The sequence below is a fragment of the Salinibacterium sp. CAN_S4 genome (assembly GCF_015752305.1).
Taxonomy (GTDB): Bacteria; Actinomycetota; Actinomycetes; order Actinomycetales; family Microbacteriaceae; genus Rhodoglobus.
Genome location: NZ_JADOVB010000003.1, coordinates 150,972 through 167,581, shown reverse-complemented (window position 1 = coordinate 167,581; position 16,610 = coordinate 150,972). Strand labels below are relative to the sequence as shown.

13 protein-coding genes are annotated in these 16,610 nt (G+C 66.2%); 6 read left to right on the top strand and 7 right to left on the bottom strand.

Annotated features, from left to right (window positions below):
- Positions 1 to 26: 26 nt before the first annotated feature.
- The 4 genes from ddaH (at position 27) to IWX81_RS09775 (ending at position 5,688) form a co-directional block, all read left to right on the top strand.
- Positions 27 to 1,235: a dimethylargininase gene (gene ddaH / locus IWX81_RS09790; protein ID WP_199281132.1), complete on the top strand. Its 1,209-nt coding sequence runs from the start codon at positions 27 to 29 to the stop codon at positions 1,233 to 1,235.
- A gap of 361 nt (positions 1,236 to 1,596) precedes the next feature.
- The gene (locus IWX81_RS09785; protein ID WP_334593751.1) at positions 1,597 to 3,405 is read left to right on the top strand and encodes an ABC transporter ATP-binding protein; all 1,809 of its coding nucleotides are present in this window, start codon (positions 1,597 to 1,599) and stop codon (positions 3,403 to 3,405) included.
- Positions 3,402 to 5,207: an ABC transporter ATP-binding protein gene (locus IWX81_RS09780; protein WP_199281131.1), complete on the top strand. Its 1,806-nt coding sequence runs from the start codon at positions 3,402 to 3,404 to the stop codon at positions 5,205 to 5,207. The genes IWX81_RS09785 and IWX81_RS09780 overlap by 4 nt, the downstream gene beginning before the upstream one ends.
- Positions 5,208 to 5,217: 10 nt before the next feature.
- Entirely contained in the window at positions 5,218 to 5,688 is a 471-nt protein-coding gene (locus tag IWX81_RS09775; protein WP_199281130.1) for a VOC family protein, read from the top strand.
- A 271-nt stretch (positions 5,689 to 5,959) separates the two neighbouring features.
- Here the strand turns inward: IWX81_RS09775 and IWX81_RS09770 are convergent, their stop codons facing one another.
- The 3 genes from IWX81_RS09770 to IWX81_RS09760 form a co-directional block, all read right to left on the bottom strand.
- On the bottom strand, positions 5,960 to 6,832 hold the full coding sequence (locus tag IWX81_RS09770; protein WP_199281129.1) for an endonuclease domain-containing protein: 873 nt from the start codon (positions 6,830 to 6,832) through the stop codon (positions 5,960 to 5,962).
- A gap of 215 nt (positions 6,833 to 7,047) precedes the next feature.
- Positions 7,048 to 7,359, bottom strand: coding sequence for an MGMT family protein (locus IWX81_RS09765; protein WP_334593748.1), 312 nt, complete (start codon positions 7,357 to 7,359; stop codon positions 7,048 to 7,050).
- The gene (locus IWX81_RS09760) at positions 7,359 to 7,814 is read right to left on the bottom strand and encodes a GNAT family N-acetyltransferase (protein ID WP_199281128.1); all 456 of its coding nucleotides are present in this window, start codon (positions 7,812 to 7,814) and stop codon (positions 7,359 to 7,361) included. The genes IWX81_RS09765 and IWX81_RS09760 overlap by 1 nt, the downstream gene beginning before the upstream one ends.
- Positions 7,815 to 7,934: 120 nt before the next feature.
- Between IWX81_RS09760 and IWX81_RS09755 the strand changes: the two genes are divergently transcribed.
- The gene (locus IWX81_RS09755; protein WP_199281127.1) at positions 7,935 to 9,149 is read left to right on the top strand and encodes an NADP-dependent isocitrate dehydrogenase; all 1,215 of its coding nucleotides are present in this window, start codon (positions 7,935 to 7,937) and stop codon (positions 9,147 to 9,149) included.
- An 18-nt stretch (positions 9,150 to 9,167) separates the two neighbouring features.
- Here the strand turns inward: IWX81_RS09755 and IWX81_RS09750 are convergent, their stop codons facing one another.
- From IWX81_RS09750 to IWX81_RS09735, 4 genes are all read right to left on the bottom strand, one after another.
- A complete protein-coding gene (locus IWX81_RS09750) occupies positions 9,168 to 9,773 on the bottom strand; it encodes a YdeI/OmpD-associated family protein (RefSeq protein WP_199281126.1) in 606 nt (201 codons plus the stop codon).
- A gap of 114 nt (positions 9,774 to 9,887) precedes the next feature.
- Positions 9,888 to 11,393: an FAD-dependent oxidoreductase gene (locus IWX81_RS09745; RefSeq protein WP_199281125.1), complete on the bottom strand. Its 1,506-nt coding sequence runs from the start codon at positions 11,391 to 11,393 to the stop codon at positions 9,888 to 9,890.
- Positions 11,390 to 12,238, bottom strand: a complete 849-nt coding sequence (locus tag IWX81_RS09740) for an FAD:protein FMN transferase (protein ID WP_199281124.1) — start codon at positions 12,236 to 12,238, stop codon at positions 11,390 to 11,392. The genes IWX81_RS09745 and IWX81_RS09740 overlap by 4 nt, the downstream gene beginning before the upstream one ends.
- Position 12,239: 1 nt before the next feature.
- Complete coding sequence (locus IWX81_RS09735) at positions 12,240 to 12,710, bottom strand: FMN-binding protein (RefSeq protein ID WP_334593744.1); 471 nt, start codon at positions 12,708 to 12,710, stop codon at positions 12,240 to 12,242.
- 173 nt (positions 12,711 to 12,883) lie between these two features.
- On the opposite strand from IWX81_RS09735, the gene IWX81_RS09730 reads away from it, so the two are divergent.
- Positions 12,884 to 16,492 (top strand): S8 family serine peptidase, encoded by a 3,609-nt coding sequence (locus tag IWX81_RS09730; RefSeq protein ID WP_334593742.1) that lies wholly within the window; start codon positions 12,884 to 12,886, stop codon positions 16,490 to 16,492.
- Positions 16,493 to 16,610: the final 118 nt, after the last annotated feature.

Below are 16,610 nucleotides of genomic sequence, written 5' to 3'. Positions count from 1 at the left end.
AAGGCGATCATCGGTATGTTGTGCGCATGCACCTCAGCGCCCTGAATCGCCCCCTGCCCATCGGTCGTCGAGTCGCGGCGGCGGTGATCTCGGGATTCGTGGTCGCTGCACTCACGCACATTCTCACGGTGCTCGTCTTCTTCGTGTCCAACGGTGCGGCGGCGGCGAACATCGTGCCGATCAGTGACTATTTCGTACCGGCCAGCATCCTGCTGTTCGTGCTCTACTCGGTCGCGGCGCTGCTGGGCGCGAACCGGATCCGGTTGGTCGCCTTCGCCGCAGGGCTCATCGCCGGAGTGATCGCAACATTCCTCGGCACGCTCTACGCGGTGTCGCTGGGTGGGCCGCTCACCCCCGACGCCGTCGGTTTCGTAGCGGGGAGCCTCCTGGGCTCGAACCTGCTGTACTTCATCGTGGCCGGTTTGGTCGCCGCGACAGCGGGCCGCTGGGCCTGGACAGCGATCGTCACCCGCCGATCGAACCGCATCGCGTTCATCCGCCAGCCTGCGTCGACTCTCTCCGATGGTGAGATCACCCACATCGTGCGCACCGAGCTGGATGCGACCCTCGCCGACACCCAGTGGGACGACTACGTCGAGGCCCTCACGAAGGCCGGTTTCGAGACCGTCGAATTGCCCGTCGCCGACGAGCACCCCGACTCGGTTTTCATCGAGGATGCCGTCGTCGTGCTCGGGGGAACCGCGATCATCACGCGCCCCGGCGCCGAGTCCCGCCGCGGTGAGACCGACGCGGTGGCCCCCATCGCGCGCAGAGCCGGCCTCACGGTGCGCGAGATCGTCGAACCCGGGACGCTCGACGGCGGTGACGTGCTGGTGGTGGATGCCACGATCTACGTCGGTCGCGGAGGGCGCACGAATGCCGACGGCATCCGCCAGTTCCGCTCGATCGCGACGGCGCTCGGATACACGGTGGTCGCCGTCCCCGTCACGAAGGTGTTGCACCTCAAGAGCGCGGTGACGGCTCTGCCCGACGGCACTGTCGTCGGATTCCCCGAGCACGTGGATGACCCGCGGGTCTTTGACCGGTTCCTCGCGATGCCGGAGCCCGGCGCCGCCGTGGTCGTGCTCTCTCACGACACCGTGCTCATGGCGACGTCAGTCCCGAAATCCATAGCTCTCGTCGAGGACCTCGGATACACCGTGGTCGCCGTCGATGTCAGCGAATTCGAGAAGCTCGAGGGCTGCGTCACGTGTCTCTCGGTGCGAGTGGGCTGATCCACGCCCTGTCCGGATCCAGCTCTATCCCGATCGTGAGTTGTGATCGGGTATTGCGCGGGGATGATCTGTGGGCATATTCTGGAGGGCTGCCCGGGCCCGCCCAGCGAGTCCCGGAGCTGACCATACGTATCCGGGAGGGCTCCATGCACAACACAGGTATCGATTCGACGCGCGGCTTCGCGATCCTGGGCGCACCCGCTGGCTCATCTGCTTTCGGCGCCAGCACCCCACGACCGCTTCACGCCGCCTAGTACGACCTTTCAGCCTTCTCCGGGTCGGACACCCCACCAGGGCCTGTCCGATCATCCCAACGTCATCATTCGGGGCGCCGTGTCGCCCATCCCCATAAGGGACGCTCATGCCTGAAATCTCGACCCCTCCGGGGGCTCCCCAGCCGGTCAGCACCTTCGCCTCGATCCGGCGTCTCTACCCGTATATGAAGCCGGCACTGCCGCGCATCTACCTCGGCATGGTCGCGGCGCTTGCTGCCGCAGTCGTAGCGCTGCTGATCCCGCAGGTACTGCGCGGCCTCGTCGACGGCCCGTTGAAGTCGGGCGACGCACAGCAGATCTACCCCGCCTTCGCGATCGTTCTCGGTCTCGGCATTGTCGAAGCCGCGATGGTCTTCCTCAGGCGCATGTTCGTGCTCACCCCTGGCACGCACATCGAGGCGCGCATGCGCAACGCGCTCTACGAGAAGCTCCAGGTGCTCCCGGTGAGCTTCCACGACCGCTGGCCGAGCGGGCAGTTGCTCTCGAGAGCGGTCAGCGACCTGAACCTCATCCGGCGCTGGATCTCGTTCGGTCTCGTGCTGCTCGTCGTCAACGTGCTCACCATCATCGTGGGTTTCGCGTTCCTGGTGAACATCTCGTGGGTGCTCGGCGTGCTGTTCATGGTGTGCTCGATCCCGCTCTGGATCTACGGCTTCGTGTTCGAGAACAAGTACTCGACAGTCGCACGCCGCAGCCAGGACCAGGCCGGCGACCTCGCGACGACGGTCGAGGAGTCGGTGCACGGCATCCGTGTGCTCAAAGCATTCGGCCGGGGCAAGCACGCGCTCAACAACTTCGCGAACCAGGCCGAGGAGCTCCGCGGCACCGAGATCGAGAAGGCACGCGCCATTGCCGGCATCTGGCTGTGGTTGCTGCTGGTTCCGGATGTCACGTTCGCCCTGTGTCTGCTCGGAGGGGTGTGGCTCGCGGTCAACGGCCAGATCAGCGTCGGCGACCTCGTCGCGTTCTTCGCCACAGCCACCGTGCTGCGCTTCCCGGTGGAGTCGATCGGCTTCCTGCTGTCGATGACCTTCGACACCCGCACCGCGACCGACAGGTTCTTCGAGGTCATCGACTCCGAGAACAGCATCGTCGATCCGGTCGCACCGCTGACCGTGGCTGACCCGAAAGGCAGGCTCGTGTTCCACGACGTGCACTTCAGGTACCAGGATTCGCCCGAGCACATCCCCGATCTCGTCAACGGAGTCGATCTCGCCATCGAGCCGGGGGAGACCATGGCTCTCGTCGGGCTCACCGGCTCCGGCAAGTCCACGATCACCGCCCTCACGACGCGACTCTACGACGTGACGGGTGGTTCGATCACCGTCGACGGCGTGGATGTGCGTGAGCTCAGGCTCACGGAGCTGCGCTCGCTCGTCGCCATGGCGTTCGAGGATGCCACCCTGTTCTCGGCGAGCGTGCGCGACAACGTGCTTCTCGGTCGACCGGATGGCTCAGAAGCAGATCTCGCCGAGGCCATCGAGATCGCGCAGGCAGCGTTCGTGCACGACCTGCCCGATGGCATCGAGACCCGGGTGGGCGAGGAAGGGCTCAGTCTCTCCGGCGGGCAGCGGCAGCGGCTCGCACTCGCGAGAGCCGTCGCAGCCAAACCGTCGGTGCTCGTGCTCGACGACCCGCTGTCCGCGCTCGACGTCGACACGGAGGCTCTCGTAGAGGCGGCACTCAGAAGGGTGCTGGCCTCGACGACCGCACTCATCGTGGCCCACCGGCCATCCACCGTCATGCTCTCCGACAGGGTCGCGCTGCTGCAGGATGGCCGCGTCACGGCGGTCGGAACGCACTCGGAGCTCCTGGAATCGAGCGAACACTATCGCTTCGTGATCTCCAGTCTCGAAGACGAAGAACAGCGTGAAAGAGAAGAGGTGGGCTCATGAGCGTCATCGGCGTCGAAGGCGAAGAGCGCAGCGACTTCAGCAAGGCAGAGAGCAAACAGATCAGGCAGCGCTCGCTGCGGTTGCTCGGCTCGCTGGTGCGCCCGCTGAAGGCTCGCGTCATCCTGACCATGGCCGTGGTGATCGTCAGCACGGCGGCGCAGGTAGCAGGCCCCGCGCTCATCGCGTTCGGCATCGACCGGGGCCTTCCCGCCCTCGTGGATCGGGACTGGGTGCCGCTCGCGTTCGCCGTCGCGGCCTACCTGATCAGCGGTGTCGTGGGTGCGACCCTGATCGCGTGGTACACCGTGCTCACGGCACGCATCAGCCAGGCGATCCTGTTCGACCTGCGCAAGCGCGTGTTCCTGCACACCCAGCGGCTGTCGCTCGAATTCCACGAGAGCTACACCTCCGGTCGCATCATCGCGCGCCAGACGAGCGACCTCGATGCGATCAGGGAGTTGCTGGATTCCGGCATCAACCAGCTCGTGCAGGGCGCGCTGTACATGTTGTTCATTGCGATCGCGATGTTCTCGCTCGACTGGGTGAGCGGGCTCGTGCTCTTCGGTTCACTCGTGCCGCTCGCGTTCCTCACGAGGTGGTTCCAGAAGCGCTCGCAGAAGTCGTTCCGCGAGACCAGGACGGCCTCGGCGCAGCTGATCGTGCAGTTCGTGGAGACCATGACGGGCATCCGAGCCGTGAAGGCCTTCCGCAAAGAGAAGCGCAACGAGGCGGAGTTCGGCGGGCTCGTCGAGAACTATCGCGTCAGCAACAGCCGCGTCATCCAGCTTTTCGGGATCTTCGATCCAGGGCTCGTGCTGATCGGGAATGTGACGCTCGCGGTCATCCTGCTCGTCGGTGGCCTGCGGGTCGCCGGGGGCGGGCTCGCGATCGGTGTGCTGCTGGCAACGCTGCTCTACGCGCGGCAATTCTTTGCTCCTGCGCAGGAGATGGCGATGTTCTACAACTCGTACCAATCGGCTGCCGCCGCGCTCGAGAAGATCTCGGGTGTGCTCGAGGAGCTGCCGAGCGTGCCTGACCCGACCGCCCCGATCGACCTGCTGCAGGCACACGGGCGGGTGAGTTTCGACGATGTCGAGTTCGCGTACAAGTCGGACAGGGTCATCCTGCCCCGATTCGACCTGGAGCTGCCAGCGGGTCAGACTATCGCGCTCGTGGGTTCGACGGGCGCGGGCAAATCGACACTCGCGAAGTTGATCTCGCGCTTCTACGACCCGTCGCACGGCACCATCTCGCTCGACGGGATCGACCTGCGCCAGTTGCATCCGAAAGACCTGCGCCGGGCGATCGTGATGGTCACCCAGGAGGCGTACCTGTTCTCGGGCACCGTCGCCGACAACATCGCGCTCGGAAAGCCGGATGCCACGCGCGAGGAGATCGTGCGCGCCGCGAAGGCGGTCGGGGCGCACGAGTTCATCGAGTCGCTGCCCGGCGGTTACGACACCGACGTGAACAAGCGCGGCGGACGGGTGTCTGCCGGCCAACGGCAGTTGCTCTCGTTCGCGCGGGCGTTCATCGCGGATCCCGTCGTGCTGATCCTCGACGAAGCGACGGCATCGCTCGACATCCCGTCGGAGCGGCTCGTGCAGGAAGGGCTCCAGACGCTCCTCGCCGACCGCACGGCGATCATCATCGCCCACCGGTTGTCGACTGTCGCGATCGCGGATCGGGTGCTCGTCATGGAGCACGGCATCATCGTCGAAGACGGCACCCCGCGCGAGCTGATTGCGGGCACGGGGCGCTTCGCGCAACTCCATGCCGCCTGGAGGGAATCCCTGGTGTAGACCTGAGGCCATGACGACCATCACGCCCTACCTCTGGTTCGACAACAACGCCGAAGAGGCGATCGGTTTGTACTCGTCGCTGTTCGACGACGCGAAGACCATCAACCTGGCTCGCTACCCGGACGGCACGCCGCTGGCCGGCACACTCATGAACGCCGAGTTCGAGCTCGCCGGCCAGCGGTTCATCGCCCTGAACGGCGGGCCGCACTTCGCGTTCACCGAGGCAGTCTCGTTCTTCGTCTCCGTCGAGACCCAGGCGGAGGTCGACCGGCTCTGGCACGCTCTCGTCGCCGATGGCGGTACCGAGTCGCGCTGCGGCTGGCTGAAAGACCGTTTCGGGCTGTCGTGGCAGATCATCCCGACCGCGCTTCCGCGGTACCTCAGCGATGCCGATCCGCAGAAAGCGAGCAGGGTAATGGCGGCGATGATGCAGATGAGCAGGATCGTTATCGCCGACCTGGATGCCGCCGCCGCCGGCTGAGCGCTCACGGCAGTTCTTTTTCTGCGCTCCGCACCCACCCGGCCTCCCGCCCTCCCGGCTCCCGACCCCCGGCCCTCCCGGCCGTTCCGGCTTCCCGGCTCCCGACCCTTCCCGCCCTCCCGGCTCCCGACCCTTCCGGCCTCCCGACCCTTCCGAAACCCCGGAGATGGCCGTGGGTACTCCCGTCGTTGCGGGGGTCGGCCAGCCACATCCGTCGCAATCTCCGTCGTTTCGGAAGCAGGAGAGTGGATGCCACAGCCCGGGCGCCCCGTCATGCCAGGTGGTCACCACTGCTCATGGCCGCCTCCACCGCCGCCATGACTTCGGGCCACCGTTCGCTCACCTGCCAGTAGCTGAACCGCAGCACGCGGAATCCGAGCGCGCGAAGCACTGCGTCCCGCCGATGATCCTCCTCGAAGCCATCCCGTGTCGCGTGGAACTCGGCGCCATCGATCTCGACGACGAGTCGATTGCCGAGCACGAAATCGACGCGGATGTCTGCGGTGATCTGAACCTGTTGGGCGAAAGAGATGCCGGCTTCAACGAATCCGAATTTCGCGATGGACTCTCCGCCACTGCCGCTGAGGCCATTCACCGTCCTGAGTTTCAGCTGCGTCGCACGGGGCAATGCTCGTGCGGCTCGCGCCCAACCGCGGTTCGAGACCTTCCCGAGCGCGATCGCCGACTCGACCGCTGCGAACGCGATGACGGCGGGCTGGGTGCGTGCGATATCCAGAACGCAGCCGAGGGCGCCGATGAGGGATCGTGTTCCAGGCGCTGCGCGGTCGGTCCAGTGGACGCGTAAGCGGTGGCGGCGGAGCTGCGACAGCCGCACCGACATGTCTACCGGGCTACGGAGGGCACGGGCATCCGGGGCGACCGTCACGTCGAGCGGGATCCGGGTGGGCGTCCAGATCCCGTGGCGGCGGGCACCTGCCAGGCCGGTGAGCCGACCCCCGACTCTGACCGCGTGGAGCTCTTGCGCGTCCAGCTCGGGGCAGGCGTAGTGCCCCTGGCGTGCGCGCACGACCTCGCCACGACGCACCGCCGCCGTCAAGTGGTGCGAGGTGTGTCCGTCCCGCAGCAGTTCCCAGGTGCGAGCGATACCGCCGCGCCGCCACACGTCGTGGTAGATCGATCCCATGCGCCGAGCCTTGCTGCCCTCCCGCATCTCGCGAGCGGCGAGCACCGATCTGTGAACATCCCGTCTTCCCTTCCGAAATGACGGAGAAGAGTGGATGCCGTGACTTCTGTCCCCAGTAGCGAGCTGGACTGGCCGGGCAGAACTCCGTCGTTTCGGAAGAATACGCAGTGCGGACGGGCGGGGCCGCGGAACGGCAGGGTGCGGAGGCGCTGCGCTTACGGCGTGTAGCGCGCGGCAGCCAGATCCACGCGGAACACTCCGTCGCGCGACCACCTGAGCGGGGTGGCCTCCGCGCGGTAGTGCTCGAGTGCCCGCTGTTCGTGATGGATGGCCGGATGACCGCTCGCGCGCACCACCCGCCACCACGGGACATCCGATCCGTAGTGCGACATGATTTGGCCGATGGCCCTCGCGGCTCGAGATCCGATCGCGGCAGCCACGTCGCCATAGGTCATGACCGAGCCGGGAGGAATCGACTCGACGACGTCGAGCGCACGGCCGATGAAGTCGTCCGCGGGAGTGGCCACTACAGGCCGAGTACGCCGATGTTTTCGCCGTACTGGGTCTCGCCGCTGATAGTAAAGCCCACGCGCAGGAAGAACTGCTCTGGCCCGTCGTCCCCGGGCTCCCAGACCGCGGTCACACGATCGAAGCCGCGATTCTTCGCTTCTTCGGCCAGGGCGACGACGGCGAAACGACCCACGCCGGTGCCCTGCTCGCTCGCGGCTACTGTCACGCGCCAGATGCAGCTGCGGAACTCCTCCTGGGTGGATTCAGGGTCGAAATTTCCGCGAATGAACCCGACGACCTCGTCGTCGGAATTGAGCACGACGCGGGGCCACGATGTCACGGGGCTGAGATACGCATCGGCTATCGCATACGACGGCGGAGTGACGAACTGCTCCTGGCCGCGACGCAACGACAGGTTGTTCGCCGCGACGATGGTCTTGGCAGAAAGTTCTTCCAGTCTCAGCTCACCCATGCACACAGGCTATCCCCCGAGCCCGTCCAGTGCCACAGCGCTCCCGAGAAGTATCTCGATATCGAGATACTTCTGCGAACGAGTATGCTGAACACGGCCCAAAAGACTAAGGAGTTTCGCTTGTCAAAGATCAAGGTAGAAGGCACGGTCGTCGAGCTGGATGGCGATGAGATGACTCGCATCATCTGGCAGAAGATCAAAGACACGCTCATCCACCCGTACCTCGACATCAACCTCGAGTACTACGACCTCGGCATCGAGCACCGCGACGCGACCGACGACCAGGTCACCATCGATGCAGCCCACGCCATCCAGAAGCACGGAGTCGGCGTCAAGTGCGCGACCATCACGCCCGATGAGGCGCGCGTCGAGGAATTCGGCCTCAAGAAGATGTGGAAGAGCCCGAACGGCACCATCCGCAACATCCTCGGTGGCGTCATCTTCCGCGAGCCGATCATCATCTCGAACATCCCGCGACTGGTTCCCGGCTGGAACAAGCCGATCATTATCGGTCGCCACGCCTTCGGTGACCAGTACAAGGCCACCGACTTCCGCTTCGCCGGCAAGGGCAAGCTCACCGTCGAGTTCACCCCCGACGATGGTTCAGAGGCCCAGAAGTTCGAGGTGTACCACTCCCCGGGCGACGGCGTCGCACAGGTGCAGTACAACCTCGACGAGTCGATCCGCGACTTCGCGCGCGCCTCGCTCAACTACGGTCTCACCCGCAACTACCCGGTGTACCTCTCCACGAAGAACACCATCCTGAAGGCCTATGACGGTCGCTTCAAAGACATCTTCGAAGAGATCTTCGTCGCCGAGTTCAAGGAGCAGTTCGACGCTGCAAACCTCACCTACGAGCACCGCCTGATCGACGACATGGTCGCTTCTGCCATGAAGTGGGAGGGCGGTTACGTCTGGGCCTGCAAGAACTACGACGGTGACGTGCAGTCAGACACCGTGGCCCAGGGCTTCGGATCACTCGGGCTCATGACCTCTGTGCTGTCGGTTCCGGATGGGTCGGTCGTCGAGGCTGAGGCCGCGCACGGCACGGTCACCCGTCACTACCGCCAGCACCAGGCCGGAAAGCCGACATCCACGAACCCGATCGCGTCGATCTACGCGTGGACCCGTGGACTCGCCCACCGCGCCAAGCTCGACGGAAACCCGGCGCTCGCCGAGTTCGCGGACACCCTCGAAGACGTCGTCATCAAGAGTGTCGAGGCCGGTCACATGACGAAGGACCTCGCGGCTCTCGTCGGACCTGACCAGAAGTGGGAAACGACCGAGGAGTTCCTCGACACGCTCGACAAGAACCTGGCCTCGCGCCTGGCGTAACTGCTCGATGAACGGCCCTCAGGCTTCGGCCTGGGGGCCTTTCGGCTTTTGCGGGTAGATCGTTTCGCCCCGCGCCAGCATCTCCACATAACCGGTGATCCTCGACTGGCGGGTCGATTCGCGCTTGAGTGAGCCCAGCCGGAACAGGATCGCCCACCGGTTCTGCGCGGTCAGCGCGGCGAACATCGTGGATGCCGCGGGGCTGGCGTCGAGCGCGGCCTGCAGGTCTGCGGGCACTCCGGCTCCCTTCTGCCGGTATGCGGCCTCCCACCGGCCATCCTCTTTCGCGCGATCGATCTCTGCGTGACCGGCCGGGCGCATCCTGCCTTCGGCGATCAGTCTCTCAACATGGGCCTGGTTGATCTGCGACCAGGGGCTGCGGGCGCGGCGTTGCGAGAAGCCCACCGAGTAGAAGTCGGCACCGATGGAGCCGGCCTGGCCGTCGATCCAGCCATGGCACAGGGCGACATCGAGGGCCTCGGCGTAGGTGATTCCCGGCAGTGTCGTGCCCTTCTTGCGAAGGGTGAGGCGAATGCCGCCGTGCTCCCGGTTGTCGATAAGCCAGGATTCCCACGCGGCGGGATCGTCGAACTGCAGCAGCGGTCGATCAGCGATGGCGGCCATGCAGCCCATGGTAGAACCGGCTACCGACGGCGGTCGAGTGTTCCGCTTCCGCCACCTCGCCCCGCGGTCAGGCCACAGAGGCGGAACACTCGCGGGAAGGTTGGCCCCGGCGAGCTAGTAGCCCGAGAAGTAGTCGGAGTGCACTTTCTTCGCGCCCTGGGAGCGCAGCGCCGAACGCAGGTCGGTGACGAGCGCGGGCGGGCCAGAGACGTAAGCGCGACGAAGGGCCAGATCCGGGATGGCGTTGGCCAGGCGCTCCCCGGTCACGCGCCCGCTTCCCCCGTACTGCCAGCCTGGCGGCATCGTGGCGGGCGCCTCGGGGGAGTACAGCACGACCCTCGCGCCGGAGCGCTCGAGCATTGCTGCGTACGGCAGATCCCCCGTCGAACTCGTCGCGTATGCCACCACCACGTCGCGCTTCTCCCCGCGCGCCGTGGCATGGGCCAGCTGGCTGGCGAACGGGGTGATGCCGATGCCTCCCGCAACGAGCAGCAGCGGCTGGGAGACGTCCTTCGGCAGGAAGAAATCACCGCCGACGCCGGTGCCGTGCACGATCGCGCCGGGCTCCAGGTCGAGCAGCGCCTGCTTGAAGCTCGAAGATTTCGACGGCACGGTGATGGCGAACGTGATCGGCCCGTCGTCGCTCGGGGCCGAGGAGATGCTGAAGTAGCGCCGGGTGCCGCGGAAGTCCGCCCTGCGGTGCGGGATCGTCAGCTCCATGTACTGGCCGGGGGAGAAACGCACTGGCCGAGCCGGCTGGAAGGCGAGTTCGAACGTGGACGGTCCGACCTGCTGCTTGCCGACGAAACTCAGCCGGATGCCGCGGCGCTGGCCGAAGGCGAAGGCGACGAGGTTCGCGGCCAGCAGCGCCAGCAGGTACTTATTCGTCAGGCCGGAGTTGAACGGCACCGCGAACACGAGCGCGGCGATTCCCGCGACGACGAGCTGCTGCCACAGGCGCGGCGGCAGTGTAAGAGGCTCGCTCAGCATGAACCCGGCGAAGAAGAACAGCGCTGACGACAGGAAGGCGAAGCCGAGTGCGGCCTCCAGGCTGCTGCCGCCGAGCAGCGATGCAGAGACACTGATGACTCCGGCGAGCCCGGCGAACACCACTCCCATCGCCAGTCGCTGCGTGCGGTAGAGCACGAGCAGCGCGCCGATGATGATCACCGGCTGCAGGTAGGGCGTGCCGATCCACCACACGGGGAACGCTATCCCGGCGATGCCGATGATGAATGTTCCGGTGGCGGCGGGGTTGAAGACGTGGCGACCGCGCACCGCGATGAGGTACTTGGAGGCGCTCGCGACGACTCCCGAGAGCGCTATTCCGCCGAGAGCGACAGGCTCGATGGTCGGCTCCATGATCATGAAGATCAACAGACCGGTGATGATGGATGACTCGGGGTGCGGTTGCCGTTTCGCCAGCCGTGCCGCGATCCACCCCGACCCGCTCGTGGCCGCGATCGCGACGAGCAGGGAGGCGACCAGCTCCAGCGGGCTCCGGGAGAGCTGCCCGGCGAAAGACAGCACGAAAGCCAGCGCCGTGATCGCTGCGAGGCCGATCACGACGAGCTTGTACATCGGGATAGCGCCGGTGACCCGGTCGAGCAGTCGTCTCATGTGAATATCTCCCCGTCGAGTCCCGTTGATCGTTCCACCCGTCCGTCAGTCAACATCCTCACCCAGTCGAAGGAGAATTCGGCTTCGAGCCGCTCCGGATCCGTGAAGAACAGAGCAGTGGCCAGTCCGTCGGCCTCCAGCGCGAGGGGCGTGATCGCCCAGGTCGCGATGACCTCCCGGGTCGGCAGCCCCGTCGTCGCGTCGACGACATGATGCAGCCCGTCGCCCCAGGCTCGCCTGTTGGACGCCGAGGCACAGATCGAGCCGTTGCCAATGTTCGCGATCCCGATGGCTTTGCTAGGGTCTCTCGGATGCTCGAGCGCCACCCTGATCGGCTCGGCGCCACGGTGCCGGATGTCGCCGCTCGCGTCCACGATCGCCTCGGTGTGGCCGGCCTCCGCCAGCAGCTCGAGCACGAGGTCGACGAGGTATCCCTTACCGACCGCGCCGACATCGATCGACACCGGCCGCAGGGTGGTCAGGGCGCGCCCGTCCCACGCGAACGCCTCGTCCCAGTTCGGGGCAGCCCGCACCCGTCCGGTGGGCCTCAGCGAATAAGTCCGGTCGTAGCCGAGATCGTCCATGGCCCGCCCGACGAGCGGTGACATGCGCCCGTCGGTGGCGGCGTACAGGCGGCGGTAGGTGTCGAAGAGGGCGGCCGCATCATCCGGAAACCCGAAGGTGCCGGGCGAGCGCGCGATAGTCGACACGAGCGAATCGTCGCGGAAGCGGGAGTATGTGCGATCGAATTCGTCGATGCGGGCGTGGATGCGCGTGGCGAGGCCCTGCGAGATCGGCTCCGCCGTGTCGATCTGCCAGCCCGTGCCGATCGCGTCGAACCTCACGTCAGGACGCTGCGTCTGCCTTGATCGCGTCGACGGCGGAGTTGAATCCGCCGCTCGTCAGGGACGATCCGGCTACCTTACTGACCGTGAGCGTGTCGATGTCTTTTCCGACGACCTCTGCGGCGATCCCGTCGATGAATTCGCCCTGGTAGCGCTGGGAATCGCGGCTCTCGCCCTGGCCGACCACCTCGACATCGGTGACGATTCCGTCGCCGAGGGTGATCGTCACATCCACGGTCTCGGTGCCATTGGGGGACTGGTAGCTGCCGCTCTCGGTGTACGTTCCGTCGGCGTAGGTCGCTCCGCTCGGCACCGCGACATCGGAGTCGCTGTTCGAATCCGATCCGTTCGATTCGGATCCGGTTGTCGTGCTGCTGCACCCGGCCAGAGCCCCGACGAGGGTGAGGCCGGCAAGAACGGCGATGGTCGGCTTGTGGTCGTGAAGTGATCGCATGTCTGTCCTCGTCGTCATGAGTTGTTTCTACAAGCATGTCGTATCGGCTGTGAGTTTCCCTGAAAACGGTAATCCCGAAAAGAAGCGAAAAAACTTGCGTTCTACCCCTTTTCGGGGGTGATTTTTGGCTAGGGTGACAAGAGCGGACCCGACCGCCTCCGGTATCAACCCTTTTCGCCTTAAGGACTCCTGTGAGAATTCGTGTCGAACGTGCTACTGCTCGTCCCTCCATCAGATCGGCGGTAGCGGCGCTCGCCACTGCCTCGCTGGTCGCGGCTGGCCTCGTCGTCGGCACTGCTGCCGTTGCCAGCGCAGCACCGGGCGGGCTCGGTCAAACGAGTTTCGAACCCGGACGCTACATCGTCACCCTCGCCGACAGTGCTGTCGCGACGTATGACGGAAGCATCCCCGGATATCCGGCGACCTCGCCTGACGAGGGCGACCAGCTGAACGCGCGACGTGCGCCGGCGCTGAGCTACACCGATTACCTCACCGAGAAGCAGGAGACTGTGGCGGCGGATGCCGGCGTCACCATCGATTCGTCGTACACGGCGGCGCTCAACGGGTTTTCGGCAGACCTGACCACGGCACAGGCGGCGCAGTTGATCGCGGACAAGAACGTCGTCGCCGTGACGCCCGACGAGATGAAGCGCATCACCGCTGTTCCGTCGACGACTTTCCTCGGACTCGACGGCCCCGATGGCGTGTGGGAGTCGATCGGTGGTGCCGACCAGGCCGGTGACGGAGTCGTTGTCGGTGTGCTCGACACCGGTATCGCTGCGGAGAACCCGGCGTTCGCGGGTGACCCGCTCGCCGGATCGGTCTCGCCTGCACCGTACCTCGATGGCGACGCCACGGTGTTCGAGAAGGCCGACGGAAGCACGTTCCGCGGAGTCTGCCAGACCGGTGAGCAGTTCACTGCCGACGACTGCAGCACGAAGGTCATCGGCGCCCGCTACTTCCTCGATGGATTCGGCGCGGATCGCCTCGGCGACGCGACGACGGGCTCGGGGGAATTCGTCTCGCCCCGTGATGGCGATGGTCACGGTTCGCACACGGCGAGCACCGCTGCCGGCAATGTCGCAACACCGGCCAGCGTCGGTGGCATCGACTTCGGCACCATCACCGGTGTGGCACCAGCCGCCAAGATCGCCGTGTACAAGGTGTGCTGGTCAGGACCCGATCCCACCGTCCAGACCGACGACGGTTGCACCACGACCGACCTCCTCGCCGCGATCGACCAGGCGGTAGTCGATGGCGTCGACGTCATCAACTACTCCATCGGCGGCGGAGCCGCGCAGACGACCTTCTCCCCGACGGATGAGGCGTTCCTCGGCGCGGCCGCAGCAGGAGTGTTCGTCGCGGCGTCAGCCGGCAACGACGGCCCCGGCGCGTCCACCCTCGACAACGCGAGCCCGTGGATCACGACGGTCGCAGCATCGACGATCCCCTCATACGAAGCCACGGCGACCCTCGGCGACGGCACGGCATTTGCCGGGGCATCCATCACCGTCGATTTCGACCCCGAGGCCACGCCGTTGACCGGCGCCCTCGTGAACTCCACGGCATTCGCCGCCCCCGGGGTGACTGACGCAAATCTCTGTGGCCCCGACTCGCTGACGGCTGTTCCCGAGGGATCCATCGTGCTCTGTGAGCGTGGTGTCTACGACCGGGTGGCAAAGTCTGCCGAGGTCGCGCGCGTGGGGGGCATCGGAATGCTGCTCGTCAACCGCACGCCCGGCTCCATCGACACCGACTTCCACAGTGTGCCGACAGTGCATCTCGATTCCCTCTATCGCGACCAGGTGGTCGCGTACGCGGCGACCGAAGGCGCGACCGTCACGTTCACGACCGGAAACCAGACAGGGTCGACACCTCCGGCTCCGCAGGTCGCCGGCTTCTCGTCGCGTGGACCGGTGCTCGCCGATGGCAGTGACCTCCTGAAGCCGGATATCTCGGCTCCCGGCGTCTCGATCCTCGCCGCCGGCCCCAATGCCGAGTCGGTGGACCCGACCTTCGAGTTCCTCAGCGGAACCTCGATGGCCGCGCCCCACATCGCTGGGCTCGCCGCCCTGTACCTCGGTGAGCGTCCTAACGCGACCCCGGCAGAGATCAAGTCCGCCATGATGACGACGGCGGGGGACACGGTGGACGCGGAGGGCGCTGCCGTCACCGATCCGTTCACGCAGGGCGCTGGACAGGCGGATCCGACCCGGTTCTTCGAACCCGGCCTGCTGTACCTGAACGGCACGGGAGACTGGCTGGCCTACCTCCAGGCGCTCGGCTACGACGCCGGGGTCGAACCGGTGGATCCGAGCAACCTGAACCTCGCCTCGATCTCCGTCGGCACCCTGACGGCTCCTGAGGCAGTGACGCGAACGGTGACGGCGACCCAGGCCGGCACCTTCACGGCGAGCGTCGATGGCCTTGCCGGCGTCGATGCCGTGGTCGAACCGTCGACCCTCACCTTCGGAGCGGCGGGCGAGAGCGCGAGCTACACGATCACGCTGTCGCGCACGGATGCCGCACTCGATGAGTTCGCGACGGGTTCGCTGACGTGGTCGTCGGGTGACACCACCGTTCGTAGCCCCATCGCGGTCCGTCCGGTCACCATCGTCGCGCCGGATTCGGCCGAGGGCACCGGAGTCACGGGGTCTGTGGACGTCACGGTCACCCCGGGTGGCAACGGGGACATCCCGCTGACGGCCTCCGGTCTCTCGCTGGGAACCCTGCTTCCTGATCCCACCGGCACCCAGACCGAGCACTCGGGATTCGGCGGAACCGGTGACAGCGCCGAATACACCGTCGATGTGCCGGAGGGCGCGGAGTTCGCGCGTTTCGACCTCGATGCGATTGACGACACCACCGACCTCGACCTCGTGGTCTACCAGCTGGATGCCGCGGGCGAACCTGTAGCGGGTTGGCAGTCGGCGACCGGCTCGGCCGACGAGCGGGTCGACCTGGTCGCTCCCGAGGCAGCGACCTACCAGGTGCTGGTGGATGTGTTCGCCGCAGCCGACGGCACGGCCTGGGATGTGACTGTCACCTCGGTCGTTCCCGGCGGAGCGCCTCTGTCCCTGACACCGGCCGTGCTGCCTGGCGTGCAGGGAGTTGCCGTGACGTACACCGCGTCATGGGCCGACCTCGCGCCGCTGTCGAAGTATCTCGCGCTCGTGAACTACGCAGACACCGGTCGCTACACGGCGGTGGCGGTTACGACGGGTGAGGCTCCGGCGCCGGATGCCCCGCTCAACCTCGTCGCACCGGTCATCTCCGGCAAGGCCGACGTGGGCAAGAAGCTCACGGCGACTTCCGGGGAGTGGGACACCGAGGATCTGACCTTTGCGTACCAGTGGCAGTCCAACGGCGTGGATATCGCTGGCGCCACGAGAGCGAAGTACACGGTCACGGCGGCAGACCAGGGCAAGCAGCTGACGGTCGTCGTCACTGCGACTGCTGAAGGCCTCCCCCCGGGAACGGCGACCTCGGAGGCGGTGACCGTGCGGTACACCTCGACCACGTCGCTGTCGCTGAGCCGCCAGGTCTACTTCTCCTGGCAGACCTCGACCGCGAAGGTCGCGGTAAAGTCCGCGGCCCCGGCAGCCGCCAGCGGCACGGTCAGGATCACGATCGATGGTCGCACCACGACCAGGCCGCTCACCCTCGCCGCAGATGGCACAGTCAGCTACACGCTGCCGAAGCTGTCGCGTGGCGTCCACACGGTGACCGTTGCTTATGCGGGTGACGCCGCCGTGGCCGGTTCGACCAGTTCGACGAAGCTCCTTTGGGTGATCTTCTAGAGGACGCAGCCTCCTAGAAGCAGGCAGAACAGACGTGATGGGCGGAGGCTGCGGCTTCCGCCCATCACTGCGTTTGAGGACGCTTCCCAACCCCAAGCCCGTTGGTGTCGAATAGCAG

Bases quoted from the DNA above. Each gene is read 5' to 3' on its own strand.
- IWX81_RS09785 (WP_334593751.1), top strand. From the start codon at position 1,597: ATGCCTGAAATCTCGACCCCTCCGGGGGCTCCCCAGCCGGTCAGCACC.
- IWX81_RS09770 (WP_199281129.1), bottom strand. From the start codon at position 6,832: ATGGGATCGATCTACCACGACGTGTGGCGGCGCGGCGGTATCGCTCGC.
- IWX81_RS09775 (WP_199281130.1), top strand. From the start codon at position 5,218: ATGACGACCATCACGCCCTACCTCTGGTTCGACAACAACGCCGAAGAG.
- IWX81_RS09745 (WP_199281125.1), bottom strand. From the start codon at position 11,393: ATGAGACGACTGCTCGACCGGGTCACCGGCGCTATCCCGATGTACAAG.
- IWX81_RS09750 (WP_199281126.1), bottom strand. From the start codon at position 9,773: ATGGCCGCCATCGCTGATCGACCGCTGCTGCAGTTCGACGATCCCGCC.
- IWX81_RS09780 (WP_199281131.1), top strand. From the start codon at position 3,402: ATGAGCGTCATCGGCGTCGAAGGCGAAGAGCGCAGCGACTTCAGCAAG.
- IWX81_RS09735 (WP_334593744.1), bottom strand. From the start codon at position 12,710: ATGACGACGAGGACAGACATGCGATCACTTCACGACCACAAGCCGACC.
- ddaH (WP_199281132.1), top strand. From the start codon at position 27: ATGCACCTCAGCGCCCTGAATCGCCCCCTGCCCATCGGTCGTCGAGTC.
- IWX81_RS09760 (WP_199281128.1), bottom strand. From the start codon at position 7,814: ATGGGTGAGCTGAGACTGGAAGAACTTTCTGCCAAGACCATCGTCGCG.